This window comes from Leptotrichia hongkongensis (genome assembly GCF_007990635.1).
GTDB lineage: Bacteria > Fusobacteriota > Fusobacteriia > Fusobacteriales > Leptotrichiaceae > Leptotrichia > Leptotrichia hongkongensis.
The window spans coordinates 921,439-936,956 of sequence record NZ_AP019846.1; the positions used below are offsets into that span (position 1 = coordinate 921,439).

The following is a 15,518-nucleotide window of genomic DNA, read 5'->3' on the forward strand; positions in this document are numbered from 1 at the left end:
AAGAACTGGAAAAAAATGAAAATAATTTTTCAGAAAAGCAAGTTGAACTTGAAAAAACGAATGAAATAAGAAAAGAATTGTACGAAAATCTGGAAAACCAGAAAAATGAAAACAGCGAAAACTTTAAGAATATGGAAATTCTGAAAGAAGAATATTCAAAACTTGTAAATCAGAATTCTAACTTAGAAACCGAGGCCAATGAAAAAAATAAAAGAAAAAGTATTTTGGAAAAAGATATTGCTGAAAAAGAAGAACTTTTGAATAATTCCAGAAATGAGCTTGATTTGATAACAAGGGAATTGGCTGTGAAGGAAGAAGAAAAGGATAAATGGGAGGAAAAAGTTGGAGAACTCAAGCATAAATGCGATAAAATTACAATTGAGTTAAAAGAACGGACACAAAAGAATTCTAATTTTGAAGTGGATAAGATAAAAGTCGCTGGAGAAAATGAAGACCTTGAAAAAAGAGTTCAAGGGGCAAAAAATGAAAATAAAAGACAAATTGCCGAAAGAAATGATGTAGAAGCTGAGTTTAATAAAATAAATAAGGAAAAACAGACGTTTGAAATTCAAAAGTCAGAAAAAGAAAAAGAAAAGCTTGAAAAAGAGCTGAAAATAAAAAAACTTAACGAAAAGATTGATGAACTTAGAAAAGAATATGCTGAAATAAATAAGCAAAAAAATGAAATTAGCTACAAACTTGAAAGTTTTGAAGTTAAACATAAGGCGATAGCTAGTGCAATTGAAAAAAATGAGACTTTTAACAGAAGTATAAAACATATTTTGAATGAAAAAATTGATGGTGTAATTGGAGCCTTTGTTAACTTAATTGATGTTCCATCGGGATTTGAGGAAGCAATACAGACTTTGTCTGGTGGAATGTTTCAGGATATTGTAGTAAGAGATAGTGAAATTGGAAAAAAATGTATTGAAATTCTGAAAGACAGAAAACTTGGAAGAGCTTCGTTTTTACCAATTGAAAATATTCGAATTTCAAGAATGAACGAATTTTTGCCAAAAATTGAACAAGTTTCACAACAAAAGAATTTTCAAAATAAAATATCTCAAGATGAAGTTCAAAATATTATTTTAAATACAAAGGGGAAAAATGGAATTATTGATTTTGCAAGAAACATTGTAAAAGTTGATAAGAAATTTTTGAATGAAGATGTAGAAAAGGTTATTCAGTTTGTGTATGGAAATTCGGTTGTTGTGGAAAGTCTGGAAGTTGGGACAGAGCTTTTGAAAAAAGGATTTAACGACAGAATTGTTACACTTGAAGGAGATATTATCACTTGTCGTGGGAGAATGACTGGAGGACATTCATTTAAGGGTAAAGATGAAATTCTTGAGCGAAAAAAGGAATTGAAATATCTGGAAAGTGAAATTGAGAAAAATAAAAAGAATTTTAAGGAATTTGAAAAAATTATCGGAAATAGTTTTAGAAGCTGAAAAAATTGAAGTAGAAAGAACAGAAGCAGAAAAATTATTTGAAAAATTTAAAAATGATTATCAGGAATTTAATGAAAATTATGATGACTTTAGTATAAAATTTAATCGAAAACAGCGAGAAATCAATACCCTGAACTATGAAATTTCTGAAAATGAGAAATTTATTTTGGAAAAAGAAAACAAAATAAAAGAAAATAGAGAACTAATTCAGAATATTGAAAAATATATTGAAGAAAATAATCTGAAAATAAAAAATCTGAATGAAGAATTGAAAAAATTTGAAAATATTGATGAATTTATTCAGAAATTGAATGAGGCAGATAGAGATTATGAAATATTGAAGGTTCGAACTGATAATAATAAAAATCGTTTTGTAGAAATTGAGTCTGATTACAAGAAACTTTTAAGTGAAAAGGCAGAACTGGCTGAATTTGAGAAGAAAAGAGAGAAATTGGGAACTGAACTTTCTGAAAAACTTCTACATAAGAAGTCTGAAATTGAAAAAAATGAAAAAATAAATGAAAATATATTGAATGAAATCAAGGAAGTTGAGAAAAAAATACAAGAAATTGAAGGAAAAGAAAGAAAATTAATTAGCGAAATTAAAGACATTGAAGTAAAAATACTGCAAAATAAAAATAATTATGAAAAAATTGTTGAAAAAATTACACGTAATAAAAGTGAACTTGAGTTCCAAATGGCTGAATTTAAAGAGCTTGAAAGCGAAGAAATTCTAGAAGATGAGGAATATTTTGAAATTGCTGATGAAGAGGAACTTACGGCAACAAGAAGAAAATTGTCATCAAATGAAAGAAGCCGTACAGACATTGGAGCAGTCAACCTTGCCTCAATAGATGAATTTGAATATGAAAATGGGCGATATCAGGATATTGTAGTACAGAAGAAGGATTTGCTGGAAAGCCGTGAAACATTGTTTGGATTTATTCGTGAAATTGAAGAGGAAGTTACAAATAAATTTTTTATAGCTTACGAGCAGATAAACAAGAATTTTCAGTATATGTGTGAAACTATCTTAAATGGAGCAAAAGGAATAATCAAAATGACAGACCCTGAAAACTTGCTTACTACAGGACTGGAACTGAGTGTAAAATATAAAAACAAGCCAGAGCAGACTCTTCTTCTTCTTTCTGGAGGGGAAAAATCAATGCTTGCAGTGTCATTTATAATGGCAATCTTTATGTTTAAACCAAGTCCATTTACTTTCTTTGATGAAATTGAAGCAGCTCTTGATGAAAAAAATACAAAGAAAATTGTTGAATTATTGCATCAGTTTATTGATAAATCGCAATTTATATTAATTACTCATAATAAGGAAACAATGAAAGGATCTCACAGACTTTATGGAGTTACAATGAATAAAGAAATTGGAGAAACTAAGATTGTTGCAGTTGATGTGTAATTTAATAAACTTTTTTACTGGAAATTTTTTAATATTTTTGATAAAATATAGGTAAAATTAATAATTTAAGATATATAGAAATTTTAGTTTAAAATAAGAGTGAAAGATTAGACTATATTTACAATAATCCATTACTTTTAAATATTTTTGCTCTAATTTTTAAATGAATTGACTATAAGTATTTAAAATAGAAAGGAGAAATGTGAAAAAGTTTTCACATAAATTGGAAAATGCTAAAAAAAATATTAGGTTTATTGATGATACTTACATGTTCGGTTGTTGGACTTGCTGAAACAGATGTATCACAAATTGCAAGCGATTATCCATATAAAGAAAGTGCGATAATGGCAACTGTTTTAGGAACTCCTTCAGAGCAGCACTACAAGTTCAAAAATCCAAAAGGTCCAAAAGTAAAAAAATTTACAACAACAAAAAAAATTCCCGAAATATTGAGACAATGGAAAGACTATAACTATGGTGTATGGACGCAAAAAGGGAAAAAAGCACCGCTGATGATTATAATTTCAGGAACAGGATCGCTTTATAACAGCGGAATGTCACTTTATTTGGCAAATGTTTTTTATGATAAAGGCTATAATGTAATTGCATTCAGTTCGCCAACGACAATGCCATATATTGTAAGTCAAAGTAAAAACGCATATGCAGGTTATATAAAAGACGAGACAACACAACTATACTCATTAATAAGTCAAGCTATTTCAAGAGAAAAAAGTGATGGAATGAAAATTGATAAAACATATATCGGTGGTTACAGCTTAGGTGGATTCCAGTCGCTTTTAATTCATGAAATGGATGAAAAAAATGGTGGAAGAATAGGGATTGAGAAATCATTACTATTAAATTCTCCAATCAGCATTTTGACTGCAACACAGAATTTGGACAATTTTTTAGTAAAAAATGGAATTTATGATGCGAGAAGTTTGGAAAAATATATGGATACTATATTTAGCAGACTTATGTATGATGATTCAATAAAAATGAAAGACTTTGAATTTTCAAATCTTAATAGTTCATTAGGAAAACTAGGGCTTGGAGAAAAAGATTTTGAAGTGCTTACAGGACTATTATTTAGATTTTATTCAGCTAATATGACTTTTGCTGGAGAAGTATTTAGTGGAAATAATGCAACGGGTAGGCTTTCAAATAAAAAATCATATAAACGTTTTGATTCTGTTTCAAAAGAGTTTAGAGAAGGATTGTCTGTTTCATTTGATGAATATGCAAAAGAAATTTTATATCCGTATTTGAAAAAAAATAGAAATCCTAATCTTAGTTTCAATGATTTTATAAATGAATTTGATTTGAAAAATAGCCAGGACTTTATAAATAAAAATAATAAAAATATAATATTTATAACATCAACTAATGACGTTTTATATTCAAGTCAAGATATAGACTATATAAAAAATACATTTTTAAATAAAGTTTTGTTACCATTTGGTGGACATACAGGAGCTCTTTGGCATAAGGATGTAGCAAATTTGATGGTAGATAAATTGGAGGAAAATTAGAATATGGCAGGAAAAAATAAATTAATAATGTTTGGAACAATGCTTGCTGTGGCAACGCTTGGAAAAGCTGAATTAATGGAAATAAAAAATGAGAATACAATTACATATATAGAGGAAAGAAATAAGGAAGCTGACGATGATTTATTTGTTGAATTTGTAAACGGTAAAACACAGGAAACATCTGATAAGAATATTAAATTAGTTCCACAAACAAATATAAAAATAAAGAAAAATAAGCCAGATACAAATAAATACATAGCTTTTGAAGAGGATGGATATGGTGTTTTGGCAAATAATTTGGAAGAGTTGAACGAAGATTACATTGTATCAAATCAAGTTTTTCAATTAACTGGCATAAATGACTCATTAGAACCATTTAATAGAAGAATGTATGCTTTTAATACTCAAATTGATAAAAAAATAGTTTATCCAGCATCACGGATTTATGCAGCAGTTGTACCAAAACCAATAAGAAAAGGAATTTCAAATTTTTATAATAACTTTAGTGAGATACCTACATTTGTAAATTCAGTACTGCAACTTAAACCAGGAAAAGCTGTAAATGCACTTGGAAGATTTGTTGTAAATTCGACAGTAGGAGTGTTAGGTGTAGCAGATGTCGCTAAAAATATGGGAATGAAAAGAGACCCTGAAACAATGGGAGACACTTTAGGACATTATGGAGTAAAAACAGGATCATTTTTAGTTTTACCCGTATTAGGACCAAGTGATTTAAGAGATGCTGTTGGAGCAGGAATAGACTCAATATCAGAAGGAGCAGTAAGACGTGTGGCAGAAGAAAAATTATTTTTTGATACAGGAGTATTTGATAAAAATATTTATGGATTCACAAAACCAGTTGTTACAGGACTAAATGAGAGTTCAATGAGTGGCATGAGATATGGAGATTTAAATTCACCGTTTGAATATGATTTAGTAAAGGCAATTTATTACAATTACAGAAAAATACAAGTTATAAAATAAAGTATTTTTTCTAACAGAATAAGCATTTAATTTTAAATAAAATTAGGAGGAAATCAGAATGAGCTATATAAAAGATATAGATTTAGAAGTTTATAATGCAATTGTTGAAGAGGAAAAAAGGCAAGAGGAAGGAATTGAGCTGATTGCTTCAGAAAATTTTGTTTCAAAGGCAGTAATGGAAGCCGCTGGATCCGTATTTACAAATAAATATGCGGAAGGTTATCCTGGAAAGAGATATTACGGTGGATGTGCAAATGCTGATGTTGTGGAAAGTCTTGCTATTGAAAGATTGAAACAAATATTTGGGGCAAAATATGCAAATGTACAGCCACATTCGGGATCTCAAGCAAATATGGGAGTTTATGTTGGACTGCTTGAAGCTGGAGATAAAATTCTAGGAATGAGCCTTAGTGCTGGTGGACATTTGACACATGGCTATAAAATCAATTTTTCAGGAAAAAATTACATCGGATTGGAATATGGTCTAAATCCCGAAACAGAACTGATTGATTATGAAGCAGTCAGAGAAATTGCATTAAGAGAAAAGCCTAAAATGATAGTTGCAGGAGCAAGTGCTTATTCAAGAATAATTGATTTTAAGAAATTTAGAGAAATTGCTGATGAAATTGGTGCATATTTGATGGTAGATATGGCTCATATCGCTGGACTCGTAGCGGCTGGACTTCATCCAAATCCAATAGAATATGCAGATGTAGTAACTTCTACGACTCATAAGACTCTAAGAGGACCTCGTGGTGGAATAATTTTGACAAATAACGAAGAAATTGCAAAAAAAATTGATAAAACAATATTCCCTGGAATACAAGGAGGACCGCTAGTTCATATAATTGCGGCAAAAGCTGTTGCATTTAAAGAGGCACTTAGCCCAGAATACAAAAAATATCAGGAGCAAGTGGCAAAAAATGCTAAAATTCTGTCAGAAGAATTGGTAAAAGGCGGGCTTAGAATTGTAAGTGGTGGTACTGACAACCATTTAATGCTGGTTGATTTACGTCCAATGGGAGTTACAGGAAAATTAGCCGAAGCAAAATTAGAAGAGGCTGGAATAACTTGTAATAAAAATGCTATTCCAAACGATCCTGAAAAGCCATTTGTTACAAGTGGAATAAGACTAGGAACACCTGCAATTACAGCTCGTGAATTTAAGGAAGAAGAAACAAGACAGGTGGCACAGTTTATATTAACAGTATTAGGAAATATAAATGACAATGAAAAAATTGCCCAAGTAAAAGAGCAAGTTTTAAAATTAACAGAAAAATTTCCACTTTATAAAGGTAAATAATTTAAAGATAAAAAATTAGGAGAAAATGTGAGAAATAATAATAGAAAAAACGATGAAATGCGTGAAGTAAAAGTAACTAAAAATTATATTGTCCATCCAGAAGGTTCTGTCTTAATCGAATTTGGAAATACAAAGGTTATTTGTAATGCAACAATTGAAGAAAAAATTCCAAGATGGCTAAAAGGGACAGGATCAGGATGGATAACTGCCGAATATAGCATGCTTCCAAGAGCAACACATACACGTATCCAAAGAGAATCAATAAAAGGAAAACTATCTGGAAGAACAATGGAAATTCAGCGGTTAATCGGAAGAGCCTTGAGAGCAGCGATAGATTTGGAAAAGCTTGGAGAAAGAACGATAATGATAGATTGTGATGTAATTCAGGCAGATGGAGGAACAAGAACAGCTTCAATCACGGGAGCCTATCTTGCTTTAGAATTAGCAGTTGAAAGACTTATAGATGAAGGAAAATTAAAAGAGATTCCAATAAAATCAAAAGTCGCAGCAATAAGTGTCGGAAAAGTCCGAAATGAAATGCTTCTTGACTTAGAATATGAAGAAGACTCGAAAGCTGATGTGGATATGAACATTGTAATGAATGACAAAGGTGAGTTTATCGAACTGCAGGGGACAGGAGAAGAAGCAACTTTTACTCATGCAGAACTGCTGAAGTTTATTGAATTGTCTAAAAATGCCTTTGATAAGTTATTTAGTTTATAAATCAAAAAATTTTAAGAAAGGATGGTGAAAGAATATATGAAAAAAAATGGAATGGAAAAATTATTTGATGAATATATGAAAAGAATACAAGATGGTGATACAAAGGCTATGAATGAGATTGGTCTTATTTTTCAAAATAATTATGACAATGAAAATGCCAAAAAATGGTTTTTGAAAGCTATTGAGGCTGGAGATTATGAATGTGCAAATAATTTGGGATATCTTTATGCTAGTCAGCATGATTTTGAGAATGCTGAAAAATATTATTTAATTGCGATTAAAAATAAAGATTATGATGCTTTAAATAATTTAGCAATTTTGTATGAGCAGAATGGGAAAAATGAAGAAGCAGAAAAATATTACTTAATGGCTATTGAAAAGAACTGTGAAGGGGCGAAAGAAAATCTTTTGACATTTTATAATTCAACTAAACAGACTGAAAAGGAAAAAGATATATATTTACAGATGGCTTGGAAAGATGATATCAATGCGATGAATCATCTAGGAATGATTTTTGGAAATGAAGGAAATTTTAAAGAATCTGAGAAATGGTTTTTAAAAGCTGCAGCACTTGGAGACGAACATGCGAAGAATAATTTGAAAGTTTTAAAGGATAATTTTAAGAAATCAAATTAATTGATATAAAAATCGCATATTAAAATTAATAAAAATTTGACTAATTTGATTATATATGGTAACATAAAAATAGGATAATTAAATATAAAATAAGTAAATTGGAGGAATTAAAATGGGATTATTTGATTTATTCAAAAAAGGTAACAAAGGTGAAGAAGTTAAGCAGGAATTTGATGGGAAAGTAATAGCTCCTATTTCAGGAAACTTATTACCTTTATCAGAAGTACCTGATGAAGTTTTTGCTCAAAAAATGATAGGAGATGGAGTTGCAATTGAACCAACTGCCTCTGGAGTAATGGTAGCACCAGCTTCTGGAAGAATAGAAAAAATATTTGATACTAATCATGCTTTTAGTATTGTAACACCTGCTGGAATCGAAATTTTTGTGCATCTTGGAATGGATACAGTTAAACTTGAAGGAAAAGGATTTGAAAGAATTGCAGAAGAAGGAGCAGTAGTAAAAGCAGGAGATCCAATAGTTAAATATGATTATGACTTCTTAAAAGAAAATGCAAAATCAATTATTACACCAGTAATAATTTCAAATACAGATGACTATAGTGCATTAAATCCAGTTGAATCTGGAACAGCAGTAGCTGGAGAAACACTTGTGTTAAATGTTGAAAAATAGTTTAATTAAATAATTTAATAAAAAATCTCTATCTAATGTAATTTTGTTACTTTTGTAGAGATTTTTTTATAATATACTCAAACCTATTTTAATTTAAACTACTAAAATTATATAAATTTATGGTTTGAGTAAAATAGTCATAGCTTTTGAGTTTGGTTTTAAATAAGTTTTACTATATTATTTTTCTTTTTTCCAATCAATACTTTTCACTAGGATAAAGAATATTAACCCTGCTAGTGTATTTGAAAATAAATTTCCCCAAAAAATTGAGTAAAGACCAAGATATTTTTGCGTTGTTAAAATAAAAATGTATCGTAATAGCCAAATCCGCAAAATAGACATAGCTAAAGGTATTCTTGTTCTTCCAAGAGCGATAAAAACACCTTGTGAAATCATAAATACACTAAATCCAATTACAGAATATGTGTAAATATGCAAAGCTTTGTCAGCAATCTCAATAACTTTCGAGACGTTTGTAAAAATAAGTACAAGTGGTAAAGAAATAGGTAAAATTAAGATGATTGTCAAAATAGAAATTATAACGCCTGTTTTCCATCCAATTTTAAAAACATCTTTAGATTTTTTTACATTTCCTGTTCCCATATTTATACTAATCATTGAAGAAACTGTAGTTCCAATTGAGGATGGCAAGATAAAGCAGATGGCATTAATATTTGAAGCAATTCCTTGTGCGTTCAGGGCAATTGCACCAAATTTTTCCATTTCTTTGTTTATAAGAAAAAATCCAAGATACAAAAAAGCATAGTTTAACATTGAAGGAAAGCCGATATTAAGCAATTTTTTTATGATAGGCAATTTTATTGAATAATTTCTCAGACTTAATTTAACATCGCCTTTTTTTAAGAATAAGTCATAAAACATCCAAATTGTAATGGTAATATAGGAAAAAAGCGAGGCCATTACAGCACCTGTGATTCCCATTTTTAAAGCATATAAAAAAATTGAGTTAAAAATTATTTTCAAAATTAGTAACAAAAAAATACGAATAAATGTAACTTCAGGCCGTCCAATTGCATTTTTTTGAGGAATTATAAATAGCAGCTAGAAATACAAAAGGCATTACAAGTGAATAAAGAGAAATGTAAACATAAACATTGTCACGAATTTGAATAGTTGTGTATTTTGAAATTATAAAAGCCGAAAAAACGCAGACTGGAATAATTAAAATTCCAATGATAAAATTAAATACAAAAATTTGAAGCATGGTTTCTTTTACAGCAAGCATTCTTCCTTTACCGTAAAGTCTACCAAGCATAACAAGAGTAGCCACACCTAATCCTTGGGACAAGGCAATCATAACATTAAGAATAGGCTGGCTGAACGTAACGGAACTTGCTACTTGAACATTTGTGAGCCTGTTAAGGAATAAACTGTCAGAAAGTGGAATAAGTGCCTGGATAATGCCGACTAGCAATGTAGGGACGGATAGAAAGAGCAGTGTGCTTATAACTTTTCCATTTAATATCATTTCACGCCGTTCTTCATTAGATTGAGTTTTAAAAATCATTTATTATCCTCCTTTCAAAAAATATCGTATTTTTTTATTATAATATTTTTTTTGAAATTTTAAAACTAAAATTAAAAAGGGAAATTTTACAATTTTTATGAAAAATACTTTACAAATATGAAAAAATTAGTTATAATGATAAATATTATGTGATAGAGGTGCAATTATTAAAAGTAAATTTACGGAGAAAAGTCGATTCTGTGAAATAAGTTGAAAGGAATAATTGCCGAAGCGTAGGGATTGACTATCTTTATTGCTGGGGCTATGGAGAATATCCATAGGACTGTCATTATCAAAGGATAATGGGGAGCTGTCAGATATAATTCATATAAATTTTTTAAGTTTTTTAGTTTTAAATAAAAATAATAAAAATTTTTAGATATATGTTTTATATGCTGATGCTTGTTATCGGCATTTTTTATTATCCAAAAAACAAAAATACTGAAAGGAGAAGGAAATTTTTTATTTTTAAAAAGTTTCTGTAGAAATATGAAATTATTTGGAACGTCGAAAGTTAATGAAAATGGTAATTTATCAATAGGAGGAGTAGATACAGTTGAACTCGTGAAAGAATTTAAAACGCCACTTTATGTGATGGATCAGGAGCTTATTGAAACAACGATAGATAAAATGAAAGAGGCATTTAAGTCAACGAGATTTAATACAAGAATTGCTTATGCTGGAAAAGCGTTTTTATCAACAGGGATGATTAAACTGGTTGAATCAAAAGGGCTGGATTTGGATGTTGTTTCGGGCGGAGAACTTTATACTGCTCATAAAGCGGGATTTCCGATGAATAAAGTTCATTTACATGGAAATAATAAATTGGTAAATGAAATTGAAATGGCTGTCGAATTTGGGATTGATACGATTGTTGTTGATAATGAGGATGAAATTGATAAAATTGAGAGAATTTGCCGTGAAAAAGGGAAGAAACAGGCTGTGCTTGTGAGAATTGATCCGGGAATTGAGGCACATACGCATCATTATATAAAAACTTCTGGGCTTACTTCAAAATTTGGAATTTCATTGTTTCAGGATAATTTATTTGATATAATTAAAAGGCTGAATGATAGCGAATGCATAGAATTTAAAGGATTTCATACGCATATCGGTTCGCAAATTTTCCAATCGGCGTTCTTTATATTTGCTCTAGATGAGATTTTTAAATATTTGGATAAATTGAAAAAGGAATTGGGAATAGTAGTTCACACAGTAAATATGGGTGGAGGATTTGGAGTTTACTATAAGGAAGGAGATGATCCGAAACCGATAGAGGAAGTACTTAGTGAAATAATAACATATACAGAAGCAATGGAAATTAAATATCAGATTGGATTTAAGGAACTTTGTATTGAGCCAGGAAGAAGTATCGTTGGAAATGCGGGAACTACTTTGTACGAAGTTGGAGGAATTAAGGAAACAGTCGGCGGAAAAACGTATGTATTTATAGATGGAGGAATGTCGGATAATATAAGAACAGCATTATATCAGGCAGAATATGAGGCTGGAGTTGTAAACAAGCTAAATGATACAGATATAAGAGAAATAACTTTGGCAGGAAAACTGTGTGAATCAGGGGATATTATCATTGAAAAAGGAAAATTGCCAAAAGCAACAGAAATTGGAGATATTGTGGCAGTAACGACAACAGGGGCATATTGTTACACAATGTCAAGCAACTATAACAGAATGATGCGACCAGCAGTTGTATTCGTAAAGGATGGAAAAGCTAAAGTTGCGGTAAAGAGAGAAACATTGGATGATTTAATTAGAAATGATGAAATTTTTGATTTATAAAAAATAAGAAAGAGGTGAATTTATTGTGATTATTGTGCATAAATATGGTGGAACTTCGGTTGCTACAACGGAGAAAATAATGAATATCGCAAAATATTTGGGAAGTGTGAAGGATTCTGGAAACGATGTGGTTGTCGTGGTTTCAGCGATGGGAAAAACTACAGATGCCTTAATAAAATTGGCTCACGAAATTACTGATAAACCTGACTTGAGAGAAATGGACAGGCTGATGTCAACTGGAGAGCAGCAGACAATTGCGTTGCTTAGCATTGCTTTACAGACGCTTGGATACGAGGCTATCTCGCTTACAGGAGCTCAGGCCGGAATAAAAACGAGCGGACATTATACAAAGAACAGAATTGAGGACATTAACGGAAAAGAGATAAAAGAACATTTGTCAAAAGGGAAAATTGTAGTTGTAGCTGGATTTCAGGGAGTAAATGAAGCTGGAGATGTGACAACTTTGGGACGTGGAGGTTCTGATACATCGGCTGTTGCTCTAGCGGCTGCACTTGGAGGGAAATGTGAAATTTACACAGATGTAGATGGAATTTACTCAATTGACCCAAGAGTTTATAAAGATGCAAAAAAATTACCAGTTGTTTCGTATGATGAAATGATGGAGTTGGCTTTTTTAGGAGCTGGAGTAATGGAGCCAAGAGCAGTTGAGCTTGGAAGCAAATATGGTGTAGAAATTTACGTTGGAAAATCGCTTGGAGAAAAAAACGGAACGATTATAACGTCAGTAGAAAAAACAAAGGAGAATAAGGAAATGGAGCAAAAAGTAATAACTGGAGTATCAATCAATGAAAATATGGTAATGGTAAACGTAGAGGAAATCCCAACAAATGCACAAAATGTGTATGAAATTTTTGAAAAAGCCGAAGCAAATGGAATAAATATTGACATAATAAGTCAAAATGATGTAACAAGCCATCACGGAAGCTTTGCCTTCACTTGTCCAAAAACAGACATTGCCGCACTTGAAAAAATTGGAGCAGAAATAGAAGCAGAATTTCCAAGAACATCGTTCATAATAAATCCTTACATTACAAAAGTTTCTGTAGTAGGAATAGGACTGATAAGCAACATTGGAGTTGCTGCCAAAATGTTTAGAATCCTTTCAGAAAACGACATAAGTTTCCATCAGGTTTCTACTTCTGAAATCAGTATTTCATTAGTTGTAGATGAAGTTATGGGGAAAAAAGTGGCTGAGTTATTTGCGAAGGAATTTGATTTGTAAAAGATTTTAGATATATAATGAACCAATTCAAAAATTATTAAATATAAAATATAAAAAATAATGGAGGTTTTTGAGATGTTAAAATTTGAGAAATATCAAGGTGCGGGGAATGATTTTATTATTGTTGCTGAGAAGGATCTTATTGAAAAAGGAATACCTGAATATGGGGAATTTGCGAGTCAGGTTTGTGACAGGCATTTTGGAGTGGGTGCGGATGGACTGATTATTTTGAAATATGTAGCAAGCATGCCATTTATGTTTTTCTTTAATGGAGATGGAAGTCAGGCACCAATGTGTGGAAATGGAATAAGATGTTTTTCCCACTATCTTGTAAACAATCACCTAGTTGAAGGAAACGAATTTACTGTAAAAACAGTTCCTGGCGATTTGACAATACAAGTAAATTATGATGAGGAAAAGGATGATTTTACAGCAAGAGTGAATATGGGAAAACCTGTTTTTAATGTAAAAGAATTAATAAATATTGAAAAAGAGCAGTTTTTAAAAGAAAAAATCAATATTGACGGAAAAGAAATTGAAATTTCATATATTTTTATGGGAACTGACCATTCTGTAATATTTGTAAATGACTTTGCAGATTATAATATTGATGAGCTTGGCAAAAAAATTGAGAATTATACTGACTTATTTCCCAAAAAAGTCAATGTAAATTTTGTAAAGGTGTATGACAGGGAGCATATAGAAGTAATCACATGGGAACGTGGAGCAGGAAGAACATTGGCTTGTGGAACTGGGGCTACAGCTTCAGCTGTACTTGCCAAAACTTTTGATTTTGTAGATGATAAGGTAAATGTGAAAGTTCCAGGAGGGCAGCTTGTTATTGAGTATGAAGGTGGAGAAAATGATGTATTTATGACAGGACCTAGTGAAAAAATAGCTGAAGGAATGTATAAATATCAAAGATAATTAAATTTTTAGTTTAGGAAATTAAATTAAGGAAAGAAGGAATAAAATGAAATTTGAAGGTTCGTATGTGGCGTTAATTACGCCATTTAAAAATAACGGAACGGAATTGGATGAGGATAAATTAAGAGAATTGGTAAATTATCACATTGAAAATGGTACATCTGGAATCGTACCTTGCGGAACAACTGGAGAAGCTCCAACTTTGACATTCGCAGAACATGAAAAAGTAATAAAAATAGTTGTGGAAGAAGTGAAAGGAAGAATACAGGTAATCGCAGGGGCAGGATCAAATAATACAACAAGAGCGATAGAACTTACAAAATACGCAAAGGAACTGGGAGCAGATGCAGCGTTAAGTACTTGCCCATACTACAACAAACCAAGTCAAAGAGGACTTTATGAACACTACAAAACAATTGCGCAGGAAGCAAAATTTCCTATAATGCTTTATAATGTGCCTGGAAGAACAGGAACAAATATTGAAGCGGAAACAATCGCAAAACTGGCTGAACTGCCTGAAATTGTGGCTGTAAAGGAAGCGACAGGAAGTCTTGAACAAATGATAAGAATTCAGGATTTATGCGGAGATAAAATTGAAATTCTTTCAGGAGAAGATCACCTAATCCTACCAATGCTGTCAATCGGTGCAAAAGGAGTCGTTTCTGTAGTTGCCAACATAATGCCCCAAGAAATGAGCGATTTAATCAGTTCATTCTTAAACAAGAACTTTGACAAGGCGTTTGAACTGCACACAAAATTATACGATGTAAGCAGAAACATGTTCGTGGAAGGAAATCCTGTAACTGTGAAAGCTGCTATGAAAATACTTGGAAAACTTGACAATGACATAGTAAGATTGCCATTGGTAGAGGCTGAGGCGGATACTTATGGGAAATTGACAAAAGTGTTTAAAGAAAAAGGGATTTTTTAATTTTTTATTTGTTGTAAACTTTAAATTGTAAAAAGAGCTGGAGTAAATTCCAGTTTTTTTTGTAATAAATTTATTACTAATGCTAAACCTCATTTAAATAATGTATTTATTACAAACTTTTTTAATAAAGGATATAAAATTCTTAAATAATTAAAATATAATTCTCATTGTTTAAATAAAGCCTAGTATAAATAATCCGTCGGAGCATTTTTCTGAACTGGCAAAACTGTTTGAGCATAGCGAGTTTTTTGTCAGTGCAGAAAAATGTCGTAGACTAGCCATAGGTTGTAGGATTTGCGGCAATGAGCAATCCTACGAAAATAAAAATAAAAAAGAAAAAATATTTATTAATTAAAATATCTAAAAAATAATAAAAAATAATTTGGTTGAATGATTATAAATTAGTTAT

Annotated in this window: 14 protein-coding genes and 1 riboswitch; of the genes, 12 read left to right on the forward strand and 2 right to left on the reverse strand. The window is 30.9% G+C overall.

Features of this window, described 5'->3' with window-relative positions; genetic code table 11:
• Positions 1–77 precede the first annotated feature (77 nt).
• The 8 genes from FVE75_RS11825 (at position 78) to FVE75_RS04420 (ending at position 8,680) form a co-directional block, all read left to right on the forward strand.
• Entirely contained in the window at positions 78–1,451 is a 1,374-nt protein-coding gene (locus FVE75_RS11825; RefSeq protein ID WP_232052635.1) for a coiled-coil domain-containing protein, read from the forward strand.
• Positions 1,387–2,871, forward strand: coding sequence for a coiled-coil domain-containing protein (locus FVE75_RS11830; protein ID WP_232052636.1), 1,485 nt, complete (start codon positions 1,387–1,389; stop codon positions 2,869–2,871). Before FVE75_RS11825 ends, FVE75_RS11830 begins: the two co-directional genes overlap by 65 nt.
• 230 nt (positions 2,872–3,101) lie before the next feature.
• On the forward strand, positions 3,102–4,403 hold the full coding sequence (locus tag FVE75_RS04395; protein WP_147005384.1) for an alpha/beta hydrolase: 1,302 nt from the start codon (positions 3,102–3,104) through the stop codon (positions 4,401–4,403).
• 3 nt (positions 4,404–4,406) lie between these two features.
• The gene (locus FVE75_RS04400; RefSeq protein ID WP_147005386.1) at positions 4,407–5,387 is read left to right on the forward strand and encodes an MlaA family lipoprotein; all 981 of its coding nucleotides are present in this window, start codon (positions 4,407–4,409) and stop codon (positions 5,385–5,387) included.
• A gap of 58 nt (positions 5,388–5,445) precedes the next feature.
• Positions 5,446–6,690, forward strand: a complete 1,245-nt coding sequence (gene glyA, locus FVE75_RS04405; RefSeq protein ID WP_147005388.1) for a serine hydroxymethyltransferase — start codon at positions 5,446–5,448, stop codon at positions 6,688–6,690.
• 27 nt (positions 6,691–6,717) lie between these two features.
• Positions 6,718–7,413: a ribonuclease PH gene (gene rph, locus FVE75_RS04410; protein ID WP_147005390.1), complete on the forward strand. Its 696-nt coding sequence runs from the start codon at positions 6,718–6,720 to the stop codon at positions 7,411–7,413.
• Positions 7,414–7,449: 36 nt separating this feature from the next.
• Complete coding sequence (locus FVE75_RS04415; RefSeq protein ID WP_147005392.1) at positions 7,450–8,049, forward strand: tetratricopeptide repeat protein; 600 nt, start codon at positions 7,450–7,452, stop codon at positions 8,047–8,049.
• Positions 8,050–8,161: 112 nt separating this feature from the next.
• Positions 8,162–8,680 carry a PTS sugar transporter subunit IIA gene (locus FVE75_RS04420; protein WP_147005394.1) on the forward strand — a complete coding sequence of 173 codons (519 nt, stop codon included), beginning with the start codon at positions 8,162–8,164 and terminating at the stop codon, positions 8,678–8,680.
• Between the two features lie 177 nt (positions 8,681–8,857).
• On the opposite strand, the gene FVE75_RS11295 is transcribed toward FVE75_RS04420, so the two are convergent.
• Positions 8,858–9,622, reverse strand: coding sequence for an MATE family efflux transporter (locus tag FVE75_RS11295; RefSeq protein ID WP_232052637.1), 765 nt, complete (start codon positions 9,620–9,622; stop codon positions 8,858–8,860).
• A gap of 76 nt (positions 9,623–9,698) precedes the next feature.
• Positions 9,699–10,208 (reverse strand): MATE family efflux transporter, encoded by a 510-nt coding sequence (locus tag FVE75_RS11300; RefSeq protein WP_232052638.1) that lies wholly within the window; start codon positions 10,206–10,208, stop codon positions 9,699–9,701.
• A gap of 145 nt (positions 10,209–10,353) precedes the next feature.
• A riboswitch (Lysine riboswitch) is annotated at positions 10,354–10,529 on the forward strand.
• Positions 10,530–10,697: 168 nt separating this feature from the next.
• Here FVE75_RS11300 and lysA point away from each other — a divergent pair.
• The 4 genes from lysA to dapA all read left to right on the forward strand — a co-directional run bounded on the left by lysA (position 10,698) and on the right by dapA (position 15,109).
• A complete protein-coding gene (lysA, locus tag FVE75_RS04430) occupies positions 10,698–12,008 on the forward strand; it encodes a diaminopimelate decarboxylase (protein ID WP_147005397.1) in 1,311 nt (436 codons plus the stop codon).
• Between the two features lie 25 nt (positions 12,009–12,033).
• Entirely contained in the window at positions 12,034–13,251 is a 1,218-nt protein-coding gene (locus FVE75_RS04435) for an aspartate kinase (RefSeq protein ID WP_021743937.1), read from the forward strand.
• Between the two features lie 75 nt (positions 13,252–13,326).
• Positions 13,327–14,178, forward strand: coding sequence for a diaminopimelate epimerase (gene dapF, locus FVE75_RS04440; RefSeq protein WP_147005399.1), 852 nt, complete (start codon positions 13,327–13,329; stop codon positions 14,176–14,178).
• Positions 14,179–14,224: 46 nt separating this feature from the next.
• Entirely contained in the window at positions 14,225–15,109 is an 885-nt protein-coding gene (gene dapA, locus FVE75_RS04445; protein ID WP_147005401.1) for a 4-hydroxy-tetrahydrodipicolinate synthase, read from the forward strand.
• Positions 15,110–15,518: the final 409 nt, after the last annotated feature.